At 72.6% G+C, this 19,213-nt stretch carries 19 protein-coding genes; 12 read left to right on the top strand and 7 right to left on the bottom strand.

Going from position 1 to position 19,213, the window contains the following annotated elements; all coding sequences use genetic code 11:
* Positions 1-5: 5 nt before the first annotated feature.
* The 3 genes from ATL40_RS08110 to ATL40_RS08120 all read right to left on the bottom strand — a co-directional run bounded on the left by ATL40_RS08110 (position 6) and on the right by ATL40_RS08120 (position 4,465).
* On the bottom strand, positions 6-890 hold the full coding sequence (locus ATL40_RS08110; protein ID WP_245866899.1) for a carbohydrate ABC transporter permease: 885 nt from the start codon (positions 888-890) through the stop codon (positions 6-8).
* 116 nt (positions 891-1,006) lie between these two features.
* A complete protein-coding gene (locus tag ATL40_RS08115) occupies positions 1,007-2,281 on the bottom strand; it encodes a sugar ABC transporter substrate-binding protein (protein ID WP_098469100.1) in 1,275 nt (424 codons plus the stop codon).
* A gap of 54 nt (positions 2,282-2,335) precedes the next feature.
* On the bottom strand, positions 2,336-4,465 hold the full coding sequence (locus ATL40_RS08120) for a glycoside hydrolase family 10-like protein (protein WP_143556903.1): 2,130 nt from the start codon (positions 4,463-4,465) through the stop codon (positions 2,336-2,338).
* A gap of 190 nt (positions 4,466-4,655) precedes the next feature.
* Between ATL40_RS08120 and ATL40_RS08125 the strand changes: the two genes are divergently transcribed.
* The 5 genes from ATL40_RS08125 (at position 4,656) to ATL40_RS08145 (ending at position 9,704) form a co-directional block, all read left to right on the top strand.
* Entirely contained in the window at positions 4,656-5,837 is a 1,182-nt protein-coding gene (locus tag ATL40_RS08125; RefSeq protein ID WP_098470372.1) for a CE1758 family FMN-dependent luciferase-like monooxygenase, read from the top strand.
* Between the two features lie 80 nt (positions 5,838-5,917).
* The gene (locus ATL40_RS08130) at positions 5,918-6,592 is read left to right on the top strand and encodes a CE1759 family FMN reductase (RefSeq protein ID WP_098469102.1); all 675 of its coding nucleotides are present in this window, start codon (positions 5,918-5,920) and stop codon (positions 6,590-6,592) included.
* A 49-nt stretch (positions 6,593-6,641) separates the two neighbouring features.
* Positions 6,642-7,652 (top strand): NADP-dependent oxidoreductase, encoded by a 1,011-nt coding sequence (locus ATL40_RS08135; RefSeq protein WP_098469103.1) that lies wholly within the window; start codon positions 6,642-6,644, stop codon positions 7,650-7,652.
* 50 nt (positions 7,653-7,702) lie between these two features.
* Positions 7,703-8,521 carry a siderophore-interacting protein gene (locus ATL40_RS08140; protein ID WP_098469104.1) on the top strand — a complete coding sequence of 273 codons (819 nt, stop codon included), beginning with the start codon at positions 7,703-7,705 and terminating at the stop codon, positions 8,519-8,521.
* Positions 8,522-8,663: 142 nt separating this feature from the next.
* Entirely contained in the window at positions 8,664-9,704 is a 1,041-nt protein-coding gene (locus ATL40_RS08145; protein WP_098469105.1) for an NAD(P)-dependent alcohol dehydrogenase, read from the top strand.
* A 15-nt stretch (positions 9,705-9,719) separates the two neighbouring features.
* Here ATL40_RS08145 and ATL40_RS08150 read toward each other — a convergent pair whose 3' ends face one another.
* The 4 genes from ATL40_RS08150 to ATL40_RS08165 form a co-directional block, all read right to left on the bottom strand.
* The gene (locus tag ATL40_RS08150) at positions 9,720-10,412 is read right to left on the bottom strand and encodes a hypothetical protein (protein ID WP_098469106.1); all 693 of its coding nucleotides are present in this window, start codon (positions 10,410-10,412) and stop codon (positions 9,720-9,722) included.
* A 208-nt stretch (positions 10,413-10,620) separates the two neighbouring features.
* Positions 10,621-11,706 carry a zinc-binding dehydrogenase gene (locus ATL40_RS08155; RefSeq protein WP_211283085.1) on the bottom strand — a complete coding sequence of 362 codons (1,086 nt, stop codon included), beginning with the start codon at positions 11,704-11,706 and terminating at the stop codon, positions 10,621-10,623.
* Positions 11,707-11,793: 87 nt separating this feature from the next.
* Positions 11,794-12,393 carry a histidine phosphatase family protein gene (locus tag ATL40_RS08160; protein ID WP_169925911.1) on the bottom strand — a complete coding sequence of 200 codons (600 nt, stop codon included), beginning with the start codon at positions 12,391-12,393 and terminating at the stop codon, positions 11,794-11,796.
* Between the two features lie 28 nt (positions 12,394-12,421).
* Positions 12,422-12,877, bottom strand: coding sequence for a hypothetical protein (locus ATL40_RS08165; protein WP_098469108.1), 456 nt, complete (start codon positions 12,875-12,877; stop codon positions 12,422-12,424).
* Positions 12,878-12,922: 45 nt separating this feature from the next.
* On the opposite strand from ATL40_RS08165, the gene ATL40_RS08170 reads away from it, so the two are divergent.
* The 7 genes from ATL40_RS08170 (at position 12,923) to ATL40_RS08200 (ending at position 19,172) form a co-directional block, all read left to right on the top strand.
* On the top strand, positions 12,923-13,924 hold the full coding sequence (locus tag ATL40_RS08170) for a Gfo/Idh/MocA family protein (protein WP_098469109.1): 1,002 nt from the start codon (positions 12,923-12,925) through the stop codon (positions 13,922-13,924).
* Positions 13,925-13,957: 33 nt separating this feature from the next.
* The gene (locus ATL40_RS08175) at positions 13,958-14,683 is read left to right on the top strand and encodes an acetoacetate decarboxylase family protein (protein ID WP_098469110.1); all 726 of its coding nucleotides are present in this window, start codon (positions 13,958-13,960) and stop codon (positions 14,681-14,683) included.
* The gene (locus ATL40_RS08180) at positions 14,680-15,504 is read left to right on the top strand and encodes an SDR family NAD(P)-dependent oxidoreductase (RefSeq protein WP_098469111.1); all 825 of its coding nucleotides are present in this window, start codon (positions 14,680-14,682) and stop codon (positions 15,502-15,504) included. Before ATL40_RS08175 ends, ATL40_RS08180 begins: the two co-directional genes overlap by 4 nt.
* 293 nt (positions 15,505-15,797) lie before the next feature.
* Positions 15,798-16,307: a DMT family transporter gene (locus ATL40_RS08185; RefSeq protein WP_098469112.1), complete on the top strand. Its 510-nt coding sequence runs from the start codon at positions 15,798-15,800 to the stop codon at positions 16,305-16,307.
* Complete coding sequence (locus tag ATL40_RS08190; protein WP_098469113.1) at positions 16,307-16,627, top strand: DMT family transporter; 321 nt, start codon at positions 16,307-16,309, stop codon at positions 16,625-16,627. Before ATL40_RS08185 ends, ATL40_RS08190 begins: the two co-directional genes overlap by 1 nt.
* Positions 16,628-16,765: 138 nt before the next feature.
* On the top strand, positions 16,766-17,419 hold the full coding sequence (locus tag ATL40_RS08195; RefSeq protein WP_098469114.1) for a Pr6Pr family membrane protein: 654 nt from the start codon (positions 16,766-16,768) through the stop codon (positions 17,417-17,419).
* A gap of 52 nt (positions 17,420-17,471) precedes the next feature.
* The gene (locus ATL40_RS08200; protein ID WP_169925912.1) at positions 17,472-19,172 is read left to right on the top strand and encodes a choline/carnitine O-acyltransferase; all 1,701 of its coding nucleotides are present in this window, start codon (positions 17,472-17,474) and stop codon (positions 19,170-19,172) included.
* Positions 19,173-19,213: the final 41 nt, after the last annotated feature.

Here is a 19,213-nt window from a genome sequence, read left to right on the forward strand (position 1 = left end):
AGTCCTCACAGCTGATCCTCCTTCATGAGTGTGCGGATGTAGACGACCGTGATCGCCATGAGCACGGCCGTCAGCAGCACGGCGATCGCCGCACCGAATCCGTACCGGTTCTGCCCGAAGCTCTCCACGTAGGACCACACCCCGAGGTTGAGCACCTCGCGGTTGGAGCCCGCGCCCCCGGGCATGAGGTAGACCTGCGCGAACACCTTGAAGTCCCAGATCGTCGAGAGGATGATCACCACCACGAAGACCTGCCGGATCGAGGGAACGACGAGCGAGAAGAACCGGCGCACCGGACCGGCGCCGTCCAGCGAACCCGCTTCGAGCATCTCCTGGGGCACCCCCAGCAGCCCCGCAAGCACCGTGACCGCCACGAACGGGAAACTGTGGTGCACCACGTTCAGCCCGGCGATGAGGTAGAAGGTGAGCCGCCCGGTGAACCAGTTGACCGGCGTCTCCATCAGGCCCAGCGCCATGAGCGTCTGGTTGACCACGCCGCCGTCGGCGTCGAAGATCCACACCCACACGTAGGTCCCGGTGACCGCCGGCATGGCCCACGCCACCATCACGGCCGTACCCACCACGACCCGCCAGGTGGGGCTCAGTCGCGACATGAGGATGGCAACGAGGGTGCCCAGCACGACGGTGGCGATGACGACGACGACGGCGAACCCGAGGGTGTTGACCAGGGCCACCCGCCACAGTTGCGGATCCTGGAGCACCTCCAGGTAGTTGGCCACCCCGATGTAGTTGCTCTCCCCCGTGCGGATCTCCCGCAGCCCGTAGTCCTGCAGCGAGAACAGGACCACGCGCAGCAGGGGCCACAGCAGCAGGCCCGCGAAGACGAGCAGTGCCGGGGTCAGCAGCAGCCAGGGACGCGTCGCGGTCATCGCACGTGCACCTCGGGGTCGTCGCACCCGGGACGCCCCGCGGGCCGGGGTCCCCGCTGGGCGCGGGGACCTCGACCTGCCCACTCGAGTGGTCATCTGGTTCAACACCCGCGGACCTACTCGCCGTTGAGGAGCTCGGTCATCTCCGAGGCCGCCGCCTGGCTGGCCTGGGAGACGGTGGACTTCCCCGACAGGATCGACTGCATCATGGTCGGCACCGACTTCTTCGCCTGCACGGCGGCGAATGCGGGGGTGACCGGGAGCGCGGCGCCGCCCTCGACCATCTGGACGGCGAACGGGGTGACCAGCGGGTCTCCGGAGGCCACGGCGGACTCCATCAGCGTCTGCTCCCCGGGGAAGTATCCGGTGCCCTCGACCCACTCGGCGGCGAAGTCGCCCGTGGTCATCATCCTGACCAGTTCGAAGGCCAGGTCGCGGTCCTGCGCCGTGTCGAAGATGCTCAGGTGCGAGCCGCCGAGCACCGCGGGTGCGATACCCCCGTCACGACCGGGGATCGGCATCGCGCCGATCTTGCCCTCGAGGTCGGGGTTCTTCTCGAGGATGGCGCTCGGGGTCCAGGATCCCATGATGGCCATGGCGACATCCCCACTGGCGAAGGCGTCCAGCAGGTCGGTCTCCTTCCAGGTGGTGGCCCCGGCGGTGGAGAAGTCGTGCTCGAGGGCCAGCGAGGTGAGGAAGTCGATGCCCTCCTGGGACTGCTCGGAGTCCAGGCCGCTGACCCAGGCGCCATCGGTCTGGGTGGCGACCTGCCCACCGGCGCCCCAGACGAACGGGTACACCAGTTGCTCGGCGTCGCCGGGCACGGGGAACGGGATGAGCTCGGGCCGCTCGGCGGCGATGACCTCGGCGGCGTCCACGAGTTCGGCCCACGTCGTCGGTTCCTGCAGCCCCAGGTCATCGAAGACGTCGGCGCGGTAGAGCACGGCGCGCACCCCGGCGTACCAGGGCATGCCGTACAGCTCGCCCTCGTAGGTGCCCGAGTCCACCAGGCCCTGCACGAGGTCGCCCTCCAGCCCGGCCGCGGCCACCATCTCATCGATGGGAGCCAGCGCCCCCGACGCCGCGAACTCCGCGGTCCACGTGGTGCCCGTCTCCGCGACATCCGGGGTGGTGCCACCGGCGATCGCCGTCACGAAGCGGTCGTGGGCGTCAGCCCACTGCACCTCCTCGAAGACGACCGGGACGCCGGTCTCCTCCTCGAACGCCGCACCCACGCGGTCGTAGTAGCTCTGGGTGTCCGGATTGGTGCCCTTCATGATCCAGACGGTCATCGACTCCGGCGTGGAGTCCTCCTGTGGCGCGGCCGAGCAGCCGGACAGGACGAGTGCGGCGGCCGCGAGCAGGGTTGCGGGCAGGGCATAGCGAGGCATGGTTCTCCTAGAGATGGACGGGGTGGGACGGAAGAGAGTTCGCCGGCGAGGCGGTCAGCGGCGCGCGAGATGGCGGCGCACCAGCAGGCCGCCGCCGATGCACAGCAGGCCCAGTGCCGCCGGCACCGAGTACCCCGCGATGCCGGTGGCGGCCAGCGCCCCGGTGGCGGGAGTCGCGTTCGGCGGCGAGGAGGGGGCGGGAGGCTCTGGAGCAAGGGAGGAACCGACCTCCCCCGGGGTCGGGGCGGGCGTGTGCGTCGGGGTGGACGTCGCAGTCGAGGTGGGCGAGGTGGTGGGTGAACCGGTGGGCGACGGCGAGCCCGTGGCTGAGGGCTCTGCGGTCGGGGTAGGGGTCGGGGTGGGGACGTGACCCTCGACGGCGACCACGGCCTGACTCTCCTGACCTGCGGCGTTCACGGCCGAGACACTCCAGCGGGTGGACTGCGCGCTGTCCGCGGGAAGGTCCCATCCCAACGCGCCGGCACCGCCGCCCCACACCACATCCACGAGTTCGGACCACTCGCCGGTCCCGGTCTCGGCGTGCTGCGCACGCACCGCGTACCACCGGGTGGCGGCCGGATCGGCCGCGTCCCAGTCCAGACGTCCCTCGGAGAGGGTGACCTCCAGCGGCGCCTGGGGCGCGCCGTCACCCAGCCAGCTCTTCTCCGGCACCAGGTGCGGATCCGCGAACGCCTCGCTGCGCAGGTGGGTGATCGCCGCGTTCTTCGCCTCGTGCCGCGCGACCTGTGCGCCGGGCAGCGCGGCGGTATCGCTGGGGATCATATCGTTGTAACTGAACAGCACGCTGCCGTGGATCCCCGGGAGAAGGGCATTGAACCGCATCTGGTTGGCGACCTCGTGCGGGTTCAGCCACGCCGTCTCCCAGCCACCGTTCGTCACGTGCTTGTACAGGGCGTGGCCGGTGTAGATCTGGACGCGACTGTGCTCGGCCTGGGTGCTCCACCACTGCGCGAGCTCTCCGTAGGGAGCCGCTGCCTGGTCGAAGCTCCAGTAGATCTGCGGTACCAGGTAGTCGACCAGTTCCTCCTCGACCCAGCGGCGGGTGTCGGCGAACACGCTGCCGGAGTAGGTCTGTGAGGAGCTCACGGGTGTGTGGGAACCCGCGGGGTGCAGTTCCTGGTGTTCCCAGATCCCGAACGGGCTGACCCCGAGTTGGACCGCGCTGCCGCGGGAGGCGTTGTGCTCGCGGATCACCTCACCCACCTGGGTGATGAGCGCAGAGACGTTGTCACGGCGCCACTGCTCGACGCCGGCCGCGGTGTCGGGGTACCCCGCGGTGATGCCGTGTGCCTCGAAGGTCGCCCGGTCCTCCCCAGCCTCCCCGAAGAGCACGGTCTCGCCGTCCACCGTGATGCGGTACGGGTAGAAGTAGTCATCGAAGTGGATCGCGTCGATGTCATAGCCGGAGACGAGTTCTGCGACGGTGTCGGCCACGTGCTGACGCACCGCCGGAAGGCCGGGATCCAGGAAGAGCTTGCCGTCGAAGCGCAGCACCTCCTCGGGATGGAGTGCTGCATACCCCGTGGGTGCCAGGAGGTCGGCCTCCACGAGCGCGGCGATGTAGTCGGTGACGCTGAGCGCGTGCACCTCCTCGGCGCTCAATCCGAGGCCGGTCAGCACGGCAGGGTCGGAGTCGCGCGAGACGGTCACGCGGTAGGGGTTGAGCCACGCGTGGAACTCCATCCCCTCCTCGTGCGTGCGCGCCACCATCAGGTCGAGCGGGTCGAATCCTGGGTCCTGCCCCTGACGGCCGGTGAGGAAGGTCGACCACGGGTTGATCGCCGAGCGGTAGAAGGCATCGGCCTGGGGCCGTACCTGGAAGATCACCGCGTTCATGTTCCAGTCCACGAAGTCCCCCAGCACGCGGTCGTACTCCTGCGCATACTGCTCGGCGGAGTCGACGCGGGGGAAGTTGAGGTTGGAGACCGTCGCCACCCAGGCACTCGCGAATGCGCGCTCCTGCTCGGCGGGGTGAGCGGCGAGTTGCACGCTCTGCGCTGATCCCGGGTACAGCGGGACCTCGCGGGTGGTGTCGTACCCGAGACTCCCGTCGCTCAGCGTGACGAACGGGTGAAGGACCTGGTGCGGCTCGCCGACCGCCGCGGTACCCATGAGCGCCGCGAGCACCACCGCCACGCCGCTGAAGACATACGACCTCTGCACGTCTCATCCCATCTACGATGGTCCGCCGACTTCGCCGGACCCGTGCGCCGCCATGGAGCACGGTCATGAAAGTAACGTTCAGCAGGGCCCCTGTCAATGAAACTTCTACTCAGATACGCGGGAACATCCTCGGGTGGCCCGTGGTTACATGCAAGTGAATGCACCATCCCGCGAGACCCCGGAGGCCATCGTGCAGTTCGGCATCATGTCCGTCAGCGACATCACCCGCGACCCCGTCAGCGGCACCACGCCCAGCGAGGCCGAGCGGATCGCCTCGATCGTGCGGATCGCGCGCAAGGCCGAGGAGGTGGGCCTGGACGTCTTCGCGATCGGCGAGCACCACAACCCGCCGTTCTTCTCCTCCGCCCCCACCACCCTGCTCGCCCACATCGGCGCGCTGACCGAGCGCCTGGTGCTGACCACCTCCACCACGCTGATCACCACGAACGACCCGGTGCGCATCGCCGAGGAGTACGCGATGCTGCAGCACCTGGTGGGCGGCCGGATGGACCTCATGCTCGGGCGCGGCAACACCGCCCCCGTCTACCCCTGGTTCGGGCAGGACATCCGCCAGGGCCTCCCCCTGGCGCTGGAGAACTACAACCTGCTGCACCGGCTCTGGCGCGAGGACGTGGTGGACTTCGAGGGCCACTTCCGCACCCCGCTGCAGGGCTTCACCGCCACCCCCCGCCCGCTGGACGGCGTGGCCCCCTTCGTGTGGCACGGTTCCATCCGCACGCCGGAGATCGCCGAACAGGCCGCGTACTACGGCAACGGGTTCTTCGCCAACCACATCTTCTGGCCGCCGGAGCACACCAAGCGCATGGTCGACTTCTACCGGCAGCGCTTCGAGCACTACGGGCACGGCACGGCCGGTGAGGCGATCGTGGGCCTGGGCGGGCAGCTCTTCCTGGGCCGGACCTCCCAGGAGGCGCGCGAGCGGTTCCGCCCCTACTTCAACGCCGCCCCGGTCTACGGCAACGGCCCGACCCTGGAGTCCTTCAGCACCCAGACGCCACTCAGCGTGGGCAGCCCGGCCGAGGTCATCGACAAGACCCTGGGGTTCCGGGAGTACGCCGGGGACTACCAGCGTCAGCTCTTCCTCATGGACCACGCCGGGCTGCCGGAGTCCCTGGTGATGGAGCAGCTGGAGATGCTCGGCAGTGAGGTGCTGCCCACCCTGAGGGCCGAGACGCAGGCGCGCCGCGCCCCGGGGACCCCGGACGCCCCCACGCACGCCGCGCGGGTCGCGACACAGTTCCCCGACGGCGTGGGCCGCCAGGTGCGTCCGCTCGCCAACCGCGGCGACAACGTGACCGGCGGGTCCCCGTACGAGGACTCCGAGTTCGTGGCCACCTACCCGACCCTGTAGCGCCCGCCTGCCACCCACCCAGCCGCCCGACAGCCGCCACCCGCCAGCCGCCCAGCAACACCCGCCGCAAGGAGAGCACCGTGACCGCCCATCGCCTCGTCGTCGTGAACGCCGGCACCTCCGACCCCTCGGCCACCCGGATGCTCGCCGACCGGGCCGCCGCCCGGGTGACCCGCGCCGCGGGTGAGGTCGGGGAGGAGGTGCGGATCGACGTCGTCGACCTGCGTCAGCTCCTGCCGGAACTGCCCGGGGCGCTGGCCTCGCGGCACCTGGGTGAACAGTTCACGCGCGCGGTGGACCTGCTCGCCCAGGCCGACGGCGTGATCGCGGCCGGCCCCGTGTACGCCGCCGGACCCAGCGGCCTGTTCACCTCCTTCTTCCAGGTGCTGGACACCGATCTGCTCATCGGCAAGCCGGTGCTGCTGGCCGCCACGGCCGGCACCGCGCGGCACGCCCTGGTGGTGGACGGGGAGATGCGCTCGATGTTCGCCTACCTGCGGGCGCTGCCGGTGCCCACGAGCCTGTTCGCGGCGAGCGAGGACTGGGGCGACGGCGCGCTGGAGGGTCGCATCGAGCGCGCGGCCCGCGAACTGGTGCTGCTCATGCGCTCCGGGTTCGCCCGCGCCGTGCGGGAGGAGACCTGGGGCGCCTACCAGCACGAGTTCGGCTCCGCGGGTGACACCGGCGAGGTGAGCGTGGACACCGACCTGATGCGGCTGGCCACCGGCGGCCGCTACACGCCCAGAGCGAACTGACACCCGCTCGCACGGGGACCGCGGGGGCGCGGGCGTAGCGTGAGGAGCGATGAGTACCGCAACCAGCACGCAGATCCTGCTCGCCTCCCGCCCCACCGGGTGGCCCTCCCCCGAGAACTTCACCACCACCACGACCGAGCTCGCCGAGCTCGCCCCCGGCGAGGTCCGGGTGCGCAACGAGTTCGTCTCCGTGGATCCCTACATGCGCGGCCGGATGAACGACTCCCGCTCCTACGTGGCCCCGTACGCGCTGGGTGAGCGCATCACCGGCGGCGCCGTCGGGCGCGTGATCGCCTCCGCGGACGGCACGCTGGCCGAGGGCACGCTGGTGCTGCACCAGCACGGCTGGAGCGACACGATCCAGGCGCCCGCCGCCACCTTCAGCGCCCTGCCGGAGGTGCCCGGGGTGCCCAGCTCGCTGCACCTGCACATCCTCGGGATGACCGGGATGACCGCCTACGTGGGGCTCACCGCGATCGCGCAGCTGCGCGAGGGCGAGACGGTGTTCGTCTCCGGAGCCGCGGGTGCCGTGGGCACCGCCACCGGCCAGCTCGCGAAGCTGCTCGGCGCCGGGCGGGTCATCGGCTCGGCGGGCAGCCCCGAGAAGGTGGCGCTGCTGACGCAGAAGTACGGCTACGACGCCGCGTTCGACTACAAGGACGGCGACGTGGCCGGGCAGCTCGCCGCGGCGGCCCCCGAGGGCATCGACGTCTTCTTCGACAACGTGGGTGGGGACCACCTCGAGGCGGCCCTCGCGGCGTTCAACGACGGCGGCCGCGCCGCGCTGTGCGGGGCGATCTCCGCCTACAACGCCACCGAGGCACCCGCCGGACCGCGCAACCTGACCAACCTCATCACCCGCGGGTTGCGCCTGGAGGGCTTCACCCTGGGCCACTACCTGCACCTGGCCGGGGAGTTCCGCGAGCGGGTGACCCCGTGGTTCGCCGAGGGCCGGATCGCCTACGACGAGACGGTCGTGGACGGCATCGAGAACACCGTGGAGGCCTTCCTCGGCATGATGCGCGGGCAGAACACCGGCAAGATGCTCGTGCGCATCTGACGCGAGACGGGGGGTGGCGCGGTGAGGTAAGGCTCACCTACGCTGGTGTCATGTCGATCCTTGCCGCACCGCACGCCCCCGTCACCCGCGAGCTGCACCCGCTGCACGCGCGCGGCCTCACGGTGAGCGACGTCGTCGACCTCTCCCCCGTGATGCGGCGCATCACCTTCACCCTCGACGAGGGCGACGCCGACGTGCCGGCCCCGGCGATGGCGCCGGCCGACCACATCAAGCTCGCCTTCCCCGACGCGGCGGGCGAGCTGCGCGCGCCGCGGGTGGAGGACGATCGCCCGGTCCGGCCCGCGGGCGAGCCGCCGATCCTGCGCGACTACACGGTGCGCGCGGCGGCGCCGGGCAGCGTGGTGATCGAGTTCGTGCTGCACGAGCACGGCCCCGCGGGGCGCTGGGCGCGGGCGGCGCGCGTGGGTGACCGGCTCGCCTCGATCGGGCCGCGCGGCTCGATCCACTTCCCCGCCACCTACCCGCGGTACGTGCTCGGCGGCGACGAGACCGCCCTGCCGGCGATCTCCCGCTGGTTGGAGGAGCTGCCCGACGGCGCACAGGCCGAGGTGGTCCTCGAGGTCGCCGATGCCTCCGCCCGCCAGGCGCTCCCCGCCTGCGATGCCGCCTGGGTCCGCTGGGTCTACCGCAGCGAGCAGGAGACGCTGGCCGACGCGATCACCGAGACCCGCCTGGACGCCGACACCTTCGTGTTCGTGGCCGGGGAGGCCACCCAGCTGAAGAACCTGCGCCGCTACCTGCTGCGACACGTGGGCCTGGACCGCGCCCAGGTGGACGTGGACGGCTACTGGAAGCAGGGCACCGCGAACCTGGACCACCACGCGCCGTTGGACGACGACGAGGACTGATCAGCCACCGGGACGCCCCGTCTCACCAGGCGCCCGCGCCGGTTGATCGAGAAGCGTCGATGCGAGGATGGGGTGACCCGATGAGGTGGTCGGACATCGCGCAGCGAGGCTCGGTGCTCGAGCACCGGATTGTGAGTCAACCATGAAGGCACTGCGCTACGTCGAGGTCGGTCAGCCCCCGCAGGTGCAGGAGATCCCCATCCCGCAACCCGGCCCGGGGGAGGTACGACTGAAGGTCACCGCGGCCGGCGCCTGCCACTCCGACAGTTTCGTCATGGGACTGTCGGCCGAGGAGTACGCGGCATTCGGTTACCCGCTCCCGATGACCCTGGGTCACGAGGGCGTCGGGATCGTGGACGCCCTGGGCGAGGGCACCACCGGGGTGGAGATCGGTGAGGCGGTCGCGGTCTACGGACCGCGCGGCTGCGGTCGGTGCCACTCCTGCGCCCAGGGCATGGAGAACTACTGCCAGCACGCCGCCGGCCTGGGCCTGACCCCGCCCGGGCTGGGCCACGACGGCGCGATGGCGGAGTACATGATCGTCAGCGATCCCCGCCTGCTGGTGCCGCTCGGCGACCTCGACCCGGCCGCGAGCGTGGCGCTCACCGATGCCGGGCTCACGCCGTACCACGCGATCAAGGGCTCCCTCGATCTGCTGGTCCCGGGCAGCACCGCGGTCGTCGTGGGCGTCGGCGGGCTCGGGCACATGGCGATCCAGGTGCTCAAGGCCCTTACCGGCGCCACGATCATCGGCATCGACGTGACCGAGGAGAAGGCCGCGTTCGCGGTGGAGAACGGCGCCCACCACGCCTTCGTCTCCGGCGCGGGGGTGGCCGAGAAGATCCGCGAGGTGGCGGGCGGCCCGGTGACCGCGATCTTCGACTTCGTCGCGAACGACGCCGTCATGGCGATGGCGAGCGAGATCGCGGGGCCGTGCACCGATTTCGTGGTGGTGGGTGCGGGCGCCCCGACCCGCACGGTCGGCCTGCTCGGGCAGCCGTTCGGCTCCCGGATCCGCGCGCCCTACTGGGGCTCGCGCCCGGAACTGATGGAGGTGCTGGACCTGGCCCGCTCCGGCGACCTGGCCGTGGAGACGGAGCACTTCAGCCTTGACGACGGCGCCGAGGCCTACCGCAAACTGCACGACGGCGAGCTGCGCGGCCGGGCGGTCGTCATCCCGTAGGCGCAGTCCCCCGCGTCACGGCGTGTTCCAGCCCGGGGTCAGGCGGGAGGCCCCGGGCTGGAGCAGTTCCGCCGCGAGCTGGGCGGTGCCGGCCCGGGGCACCCGCCCCACGACCACGTCCCAGGCGCCGGAGGTGTCCTGCCGCCAGCGCACCAGGTGACGCATCTCGTGCACGGCACGCACCAGGTCGGCCCCGGAGTACCAGACGCCCACGAACCCTCCGGGCTCCTTGCCGGCCTCGAGCGGGTCCGGGCAGGCGATGATCGCGGCCGCCTCCAGGTCCGGGCCCGGGGCGAGATCGGCCTCGGGTGCCGCAGGTTCGGCAGGGGCGCCGCGCCGTCGCGCCCAGCGGCGCACGCCGGCGGCGAGCAGCCGCAGCGCCACCGGCGAGGGCAGGCCCACCAGGAGGCGGCGGCGCGGGCCGGCGAGGGTGCGGGTGGTGCGCAGTCCGGCCGCGTCGCCCAGCACCACGTCCGGGTGCAGGGCGAGGCGCGCGGCGGCAGCCGCCTCGGGGTCGAGGCGGGGGTCGATCGCGATCACGGTCACGCCGATCTGCCAGCACGCCCGCGCCACGTCCGATCGCAGCGAGGGGCTCGCGATCGCGAGCAGTGCGCGGTCCCCGGCAATGAGCCCCTTGCGGCGCAGCAGCACGGTCAGGGCGAGCACCTCATCGCGCACCGGCGCGGGCGGGTCGGTCAGCGTGGTCATGGCATCCAGCCTGCCCGGGCCGTGCCCGCGTGACATCCGCCTGCGGGTGGGATTCGCGTGTCCACCCCTCGGGGGATGCCCCTAGGTGCGCCCCTCATCCGCGAGGTAGTTCTGCAGGCACCCCGAGGTGGTTCTGCAGGCACCTCGAGGTAGTTCTGCAGGCACCCCGAGGCGGTTCCGCAGGCACCCCGAGGCGGTTCTGCAGACCTCAGGGGTGCAGCACGAGCTTGCCGACGTGCGCGCGCCGCTCAAGGTCGGCCTGCGCCCGCGCGGCCTCGGCGAGCGGGTAGGTGCCGGCGATGACCGGGGCGACCTGCCCGCGGCGCGCCATCTCCATCAGCAGCGCGAAGTGCTCCCGGGTATGCATCGTGGAGCCGACGATGCTCGCGTTGGTCAGGTAGAGCCGGCGCACGTCCAGGCTGATCGCGTACCCGCCGAGCGCCCCGGCCACCACCCAGCGGGCGCCGGGCGCCAGCATCGGCAGGCCACCCGAGAGCAGGTCCCCGGCCACCACGTCCAGCACCACGTCGATCCCGTCGGGCGCGCGGGCCGCCACCGCCTCGGCGATGTCGAGGGAGTCGGAGCGGGGCACGACGGCGTGGGCCCCGGCCGCGCACACCGCCTCGGCCTTGCCCGGGCTCGCCAGGGCGATCACGCGGGCGCCGCGCGCCCGAGCGAGCTGCACCAACGCCAGCCCCACACCGCCGGAGGCGCCGGAGACCAGCACGGTCTCGCCCTCGCGCTGCCGCCCGCGCTCCAGCATGCCCAGAGCCGTGCCGTAGGCGATCGGCAGGGCCGCGAGCTGGTCGTCGGTGAGCGGGGAACCGGTGACGTCGTGGGCGCGCTCGGCGGGCACCCGCACGTACTGGGCGTACCCGCCGTCGCTCTCGCTTCCCATGATCGCGATCGGCGGGGACTCGACCCGGTCGGGGTGGTAGGTGGCGGGGTCCAGCACCACGCGGCGGCCCACCATGCCTGCGTCCACGCCCTCGCCGACGGCGACCACCACACCGGCCACATCGCCGCCCTGGATGCGCGGCAGGTCCATCTCGCCGAGCCATCCCGCGAGCGCCTCGGGGTCCTGCGCGGTGCCGTAGGCGCCCTGCCGGGTCCACACGTCGGTGTTGTTCAGCGCCGCAGCGCTCACCCGCACCAGCACCTCACCCGCCGCCGGCCGCGGGGTGGGGACCTCGGCGTGCTCGAGCACCTCGGGGCCGCCGTGGCGGGTCAGGAGCACGGCGCGCATCGTGGCGGGAACCGGCTCGGGGGTGGGTGCCGTGGGCGTGGATGTCATGGTCGTCCTCCTGCCCGGATCACACCGATCGGTGTACCCGACCACGGTAGACCGCCCGGCGACGCACACCTCGCGCCACCTCAGCCCTCAGCGGCCCACCTCGCGGCCCAGGCCGTACCCGGTCAGCCGCCACCCGCCGTCGGCGGCCTGCGTCACCTCGTTCCACGCCCCGTGCGGCAGGTTGCCCAGCACGCGCTGGGTGCCGAGCCCGAGCAGGGCCAGCAGTCCGTACATGAGCGCGCCGCCGTGGCTCACCACGACCACCCGCTCCCCCGCGCTCGCCGCGTCGCGCAGCGCCGGGGCCACCCGGGCACCGAGGTCCGCGCTGCTCTCCCAGCCGGGGACGTCGGGGTCACCACCGGCCCGGCGCACCGCGTACTGCTCGGGCCAGCGCTCGCGGACCTCCTCCCACGTGAGGCCCTGCCACGGCCCGTAGTCGCGCTGCGTGAGGGCATCGTCCACGCGCAGCGGGACCTCGGCCGCACGAGCGATCGCCGTCGCCGTGTCCCGGGCGCGCTGCAGCGGGGAGGTGAGCACCGCATCGGGCTGGTAGCGCGAGACCAGGGCGCCGGCCACGCGCGCGGCCTGCGCCACGCCGTCGGGCCCGAGTGGGGTGTCCAGGCGGCCCTGCAGCCGCCCCTCGAGGTTGTGCGGGGTGCGCGCGTGGCGCACGAGGATCACAGGCACGTCTGCCAGCCTACGAGCGCCGCTGGGCTCAGTCCGCCACCACCTGGACCGTGAACGTGATGTCCTCGGCGCCCCCGGTCAGCGTGACGTCGGTGCGGCCCACCTCCAGCGCGGTGACGCCGGGGTTGAAGGCGGCGTTGCCGTCCAGACGTCCCGGGGTGAACTCGGCGACCGAGGGTTCGGCCACCTGGCCGTCATAGGTGTCCACCGGGTCATCCCCGGTGGTGATGTCCAGGACCTGGCCCGGCACGAGATCCACCGTCTGCCCCGGCAGATCGGTGGCGGCCATGACGACCGGGGCGATCACGCTAGTCCCGGACTCGGCGTTCTCAGCGGACTCGGTGCTCTCAGCGGATTCGGTGCTCTCAGCGGACTCGGTGCCCACGTTGCTCTCCGTGGAACCGGAGCAGCCCGCGAGCAGGAGGACCGAGACCACGGCGAGCGGGGCGGTGAGACGAGCGAGGGGTGCGGGGGGTGTCCTCATGCGCCCGAGTGTGGCAGAACCGCCGCGACACGGCACGATGGGGGCATGAGTAGCGACGCGACACGGTGGGCCATCCTCGGACCGGGCATGATCGCCCGCGACTTCATGGTGGGACTGGAATCGGGCACGCACGGGGTGCTGCACGCCGTCGGCTCCTCCGACCGGGCTCGCGCGGCGGCCTTCGCCGCGGAGTACGGTGCGCCGCACGCCGGCACCTACGAGGAGGTCCTCGACCGCGCGGACGTGGACGCCGTGTACGTGGCGACCGTCCACACCACCCACACGGACGTGGCCACCCGCGCGCTGCGCGCCGGGAAGGCGGTGCTGTGCGAGAAGCCCATGGCCGTGACCGCCGGTGGCACCGAGTCGGTGCTCGCGGTGGCCGCGGAGGAGGCACGCCCGTTCGTCGAGGCGTACAAGTACCGCTTCACCCCGATGTTCCGCGCGCTGCGGGACGTGATCGGCGGCGGGGAGATCGGCCAGGTCACCGGCTTCACCGGCTCGTTCGGGTTCCCCGCGCCCTCGCGCACCGGCCGGCTCTTCGATCCCGCGGTGGCCGGCGGCGCGATCTGGGACGTCGGCTGCTACCCGGTTTCCTTCGCGGTCGGCGTGGCGGCGGCGGGCGGGGCACCGCTCGGCACCGCCCGCGTGAGCGACGTGAGCGCCCAGCTCACCCTCGGGGTGGACGCCACGGCCGATGCGACCCTGACCCTCGGCGACTACACCGCGCGGGTGCGCACCGCCATCGTGGCCGAGCGCAGCACCGCGGTGGAGATCACCGGCACGGACGGCTCGATCCTGCTGCCGGACGGCTGGGGCGGCCGCGCCACCAGCACCACCCACGCGGAGATCCGCACCGGCACCGGGGTGCGCACCCTGGAGGTGCCCAGCGTGAACCCGATGGGCGCCGAGGCCGAGGCCGTCTCCCTGGCGCTGGCGGCCGGGCGCCTGGAGGCCCCGGAGATGCCGTGGCGGGAGTCCCGCGTGATCACCGCGCTGCTGGAGGACTGGCACGAGCAGGCGCGGGCGGCGGGCACCGAACTCTGAGCTTGGCTCTGAGTCAAACGAGCACCGACGACGATGGGCACCCCGACCCCCGGCATCAGCGCGGCACATGACCCAGGCCCCGACCCGCGCGGGGGCATCCCGCCCGAGCCGTGGTTCCTCGGCGGGGACCTGCGACTGTCCACCTGGCTGGTGCCGGTCGCGGACCTGCCACCCCAGGTGCGCGAGGTACCCCCGGGATGGCGACTGCTTCGCCTGGGGCGCTTCGCCGTCGTCGGGGCCGTGGTGGCGCACTACGCCCCCGGCGGGGTGCTCGCCTACGAAGAGCTGCTCGTGGCCCTGCCCGTGCGCCGCGGCGCGCGGCTGCGGATCACGATCCCGCAGATCTGGGTGACCACCACCCCGGCGCGCGACGGCGGTCGTCACCTCTGGTCGATCCCGAAGGAGCTGGCGGACATCACCCGGGAGGCGGCGCCCTCGGGCAGCATGCGGGTGCGGGTGTGGCGCGACGGCGTGCGCCTGGCCTCCCTGGCCGCCCGCCCCGCCCGGCGGCGGCTGCCCGGCACGTGGACCCTCCCGCTGCCCACCATCCAGGTGCTCGACGGCGTGCGGGTCGCCGCCACCAACCGGGTCACCGCGCGCCTGCGGCCGCTGCGCACCCGGTGGCGGTTCGCGGGGCCGCTCGCCTTCCTCGACGGGCGCCGGCCCGCGTTCAGCCTCATGCTGGATGAGGCTGCCATCACCTTCGGCCGCAACGTCGCGCGCCACGTCAGCCCTCACATCACCCAGGAGGATGCATGAACATCGGACGGATCGCCGTCGTCACCGGCTCGGCCCGCGGCATCGGGGCGCAGGTCGCCCGCGACCTGACCGCCGCCGGCTACACCGTGATCGTCAGCGACCGCGACGCCGCGGCCGCCGAGGCCACCGCCGCCGAGATCGGCGCACACGGCTATGCGCTCGATGTGACCGACGCCGCCGCGGTGGCGGCCTTCGTGGAGCGGGTGGAGAGTGAGCACGGGCCGATCGCGGTGTGGGTGAACAACGCCGGGATCATGCCCACCGGGCCGTTCCTGCAGCAGGAGGCCGCGGAGGCCGAGGCGATCCTCGCGGTGAACCTCGGCGGCGTCCTGACCTGCACCCGCGCCGTGCTGCCGGGGATGGTGGCGCGCGGTCGGGGCACGATCGTGCAGATCGCCTCGGCCACCGCCACCAAGCCGATCGCGGGGCTGGCGGTCTACTCCGGGTCCAAGGGTGCGGTGCTCTCCTTCAGCCGCGCGCTGCGGCGGGAACTGCGCGGCACCGGGGTGCACGTGGCGGCCGTGCTGCCCTACCTCGCCGACACCGCGCTCGGAGCCTCACTCCCGGCGCAGCGTTTCTTCCGGCAGGTCACGCCGAGCGAGGTCAGCGCCGGGGTGATGCGCGCGATCCGGCACCGGCGGGGCATCCAGTACGTGCCGGGCATCCTGCGCTGGGGGCCGTGGTTCCTGGACGCCCTGCCGCAGGGGCTGGCCGATCGGATCGATGACTTCCTGGGGACGGACGGCATCGGCCTGGGCGGGGACCCCGAGGTGCGCGGCGCTTATCGCCGCGAGGCGCTCGGGGAGTCCGAGCGGCCCTGAACGGCGAACAGCGAGGCTCGGACCTCGCCCAGGACGGAGAATCCGCACACCCCGATCCCGCCATGGGGCATCGGTGCAGGTCAAGCACCCTCGAGCCACGGTCGCGCGGTCAGGCCCCGCGGATTGTCCGTCCCCAGCGAGGTGGCTGCCGCCCGCTGGCTCACCATGAGGTCTCGGCGGCGTCGTGACACACTGGCTGGCGTGCTGACGTCCCCCACCAGCAGATCCGCGGCCCGCGCGCATGCCGCCACGCCCTCCCCCGCGCACCCAGCGCCCGTCAGAGGGAGCGGACGATGAACCGCTGGCTCGCGCTGATCGGCGCCGTGGTCTCGGAGGTCTCCGCGACCCTGGCGCTGCGCGCCGCCCTGGACCAGCCGCTCTGGTACGTGCTCGTGGTGGTCGGGTACATCGGAGCCTTCACCCTGCTGACCCTCGCGATGCGAGCCGGGCTCGCGCTCGGGGTCGCCTACGGCGTGTGGGCCTCCCTCGGTGTGGCACTGACCGCGATCCTCAGCCACCTCGTGTTCGGCGAGGCACTCACCGGCACGATGGTGATCGGTCTCGTGCTCATCATCGGCGGCGTCTTGCTCATCGAGCTCGGATCGCAGCGCGCCCGGGACCGGGAGGCCGCGGCGGCGGGCGCGGGCGTGTCCGAGGAGCCGGGAGCGAGCGCGCTGCCCGGGGAGATCCCCGCCGGTGCGGCGGGTCGCCACGCCGGGACGAGCACCGGGGAACTGCCCGTGGTGAGCGAGCCCGCGGTGACCGAGCCCGCGATGACCGACGACGAGGGGCGGGTGCGCTGATGGGGTGGCTGTTCGTGGCCGGCGCGATCGTGTTCGAGGTCGCGGCGACGATGGCGCTGCGCGCCGCGGTGCACGGCACGCGCGCCTGGTACATCCTGGTGGGCTCCGGCTACCTGGTCTCCTTCACCATGCTCTCCCTCGCGCTCGCCGCGGGGATCCCGCTCGGGGTCGCCTACGGGGTGTGGTCGGCGACGGGCATCGCGCTGACCGCCATCCTGTCGAAGTTCATCTTCAAGGAGCCGCTCACGCTGCTGATGACGATCGGGATCGCCCTGGTGATCGGCGGCGTGGTGTTCGTGGAGACCGGCGTCTCGCACTGAGCGCCTCACCCGCCATGTCGTCCGGAGCCACCTGGGGCGCGTGACCCCATTCCGCGCCGGACGCGCCACCCGCGATGACCGACGCCTCCCCCTCCGACCCCCTCCCGCCGCGTTACCTCGATCGCTATCCTGGGTCCCATGCCAGGGACCGGGGCGGGTCTCGGCGTCGCGCTCGGGTGGCGCTCCGCGACGCTCCTGCTGTGCGTGCTCGGACTCCTCACCGACGGATGGGGCACGCCGTTCCTCTCCCCGCAATCCAACCTCCTGGTCGCCGGCTACCTCGCGTGCTGCCTGTACTGGATGGTGCGGCGCCGCACCCCGGACGCCCCCGCCCCGACCCTGCGGGGCCTGGTCACGGTGACGATCGTGTTCGTGGGGCTGATCTCGCACTGGACCTACGACGACGCCGTCAACCCCCTCCCTGGTCTGACCGATCCCGACCCTGCGGCCGCGATCGCGAATCAGTCCGCGTTCCTCATCCACTACGTGGTGCCGGCGATGATGCTCCTGGACTGGCTGTTCCTGCGGCCGCACGGCGCGTGCTCGCTGCGCCGGGCGCTGCTGTGGCCCACGTACCTGATCGGGTACGGCGTGGTCATCACGGTGCGCTCCATCGCCCTCCCGCACGTGTGGGCGCGCTACCCCGTGCCCATGTTCGACCCCTCGGCGGGAGGCTGGGCGGCAGTGGCGCTGGCGGTCCTCGGCCTCGCCGCCGGCGCCTACGCGCTCGCGCTGCTGCTGTGGTGGCTCGACCGCCTGATCGCGGTGCGCCTCATCCACCACGCCCCCTGAGCTGCCATTCCGCTCGGCCCACCGCGGGCCGGGCTGCGGCACGATGGTCGGTATGACGCCGCTGCCCGTGCCGCCGCTGCGGCAGAGCCTGGACCGCTACCTGGCCGCCGTGCGGCCCCTGGTGACCGAGGCGCAGGTCCGGCACACCGAGGCGGTGGTGGCGGAGTTCGCCGCCACCGACGGCCCCGCCTGCCAGGCCGCGTTGGAGCGGCGCGCCGCGAGTGAGACCTCCCGCGGCGAGAGCTGGCTCTCGGTCGGCTGGCTGGAGGGCTATCTCGCCACGCGGGAGTCGCTGCCGCTGAGCAGCAATGTGGCCTTCCACCTCGCACTGTCCGCCCCGGGTGCGGGCGTGGCGCGCGCCGCCGCGATCATCCGGCGGATCGCGGCGGTGCACCTCGCCCACCTGCGGGGCGAACTGGCGGGTGAGGTGACGGGCCGTGGCGACGCCGTCGACCCCCGACAGCGGGCGGTGCTCGCCGGAGGTCTGCGCCACCCCCGCCCCGGGCGGGACGAGACGCAGGCCGGCCGCCCGGGTGTGGCCGACCGGGAGGTCGGGGTGCTGTGGCGCGGGCACCTGGTGATGATCCCGATCGCCGACGGCGCAGGTCACCCGTTCCCGGCGGCTGCGGTCGAGCGCAGCCTGGTTCGCGCGATGCAGGAGGCGCCGGTGCAGTCGGGCACCTTCACGCACCTGAGCTACCTCGGCAGCGAGGCCGCGTCGCAACACCTGAGCGCACTGCTCCAGGACGCCCGGAACGCGGCGACCTATCGCCGATTGCGGGACGCCCTGTTCCTGGTCAACCTGCGACCGGAGGCCGCGGAGCCCGCGCAGGCGCTGCGCAGTGTCGCCTTCGAGCTCGACCAGGCGTGGGCGTACAAGCCGCTGACCTACCAGGTGGGACTCGCCGATGACCACGTGAGCGTGCACGTGGAGCACAGCCTGGTCGACGGCGGCACGCTGCACGCGCTGGTGGCGCAGATGCAGACCGTGGGCGGGGACGACGAGCGCGGGGTGCGCACCGCAGGAGCCGTGGGCGCCGACCTGCTGGAGTGGGTGACCCCGCCGGAGCAGCGCGAGCGGTTGGCGGCGCAGGTGCAGGCCTATCGCGCCGAGGCGGCGACCATGCGCGTGCAGGTGCTGCGTGCGCCGAATCCGATCCCTGCGGACGCCCGGATCAGCGGCGACGCCGTGGCCCAGGCCACGCTGACCTACGCCCAACTCGCCACCTACGGGCGGGTGCGCAGCGCCTACGAGGCGGTCGACATGCGCGAGTACCTCGCGGGCCGCACCGAGTGCCTGCGCCCGGTGACCACCGAGGCGGTCGCGCTCGCGCGGGGTCTGCTGGAGCAGGAGGCCCCCGAGCACCTGCTGACGGCGACGCTGGAGGCGCACAAGCAGCGGGTGATCGCGTGCAAGCGGGGACAGTCCTTCGAACGTCACCTGCTCGGGTTGCGCTGGGCGGCCGACGAGCTCGGCCTGACCCCCGCGCTGTTCAGCGACCCGAGTTACGCGGCGCTGACCACCGACTTCCTGTCCACGACCTCGCTAGGACGCGAGGACCCCATCGTGCGGTTCGTCTTCGCACCCACGAGCCCGGGCGGCATCGGGGTGAACTACACCCCGCACGCGGACGGCGGGAGGCAGGTGGAGTTCTGCCTGATCCACCGCGACGGCGAGGCCCAGCAGGTGGCGCGCTTCGCCGAGGCGATCCAGGAGGGCACGGCGGCGATCGCCGCAGCCCTGCGCGCGTAGAACACGGGGCGCGTAGAGCACGGGTCGCGTAGCGCACCACT

Source organism: Serinibacter salmoneus, assembly GCF_002563925.1.
GTDB lineage: Bacteria > Actinomycetota > Actinomycetes > Actinomycetales > Beutenbergiaceae > Serinibacter > Serinibacter salmoneus.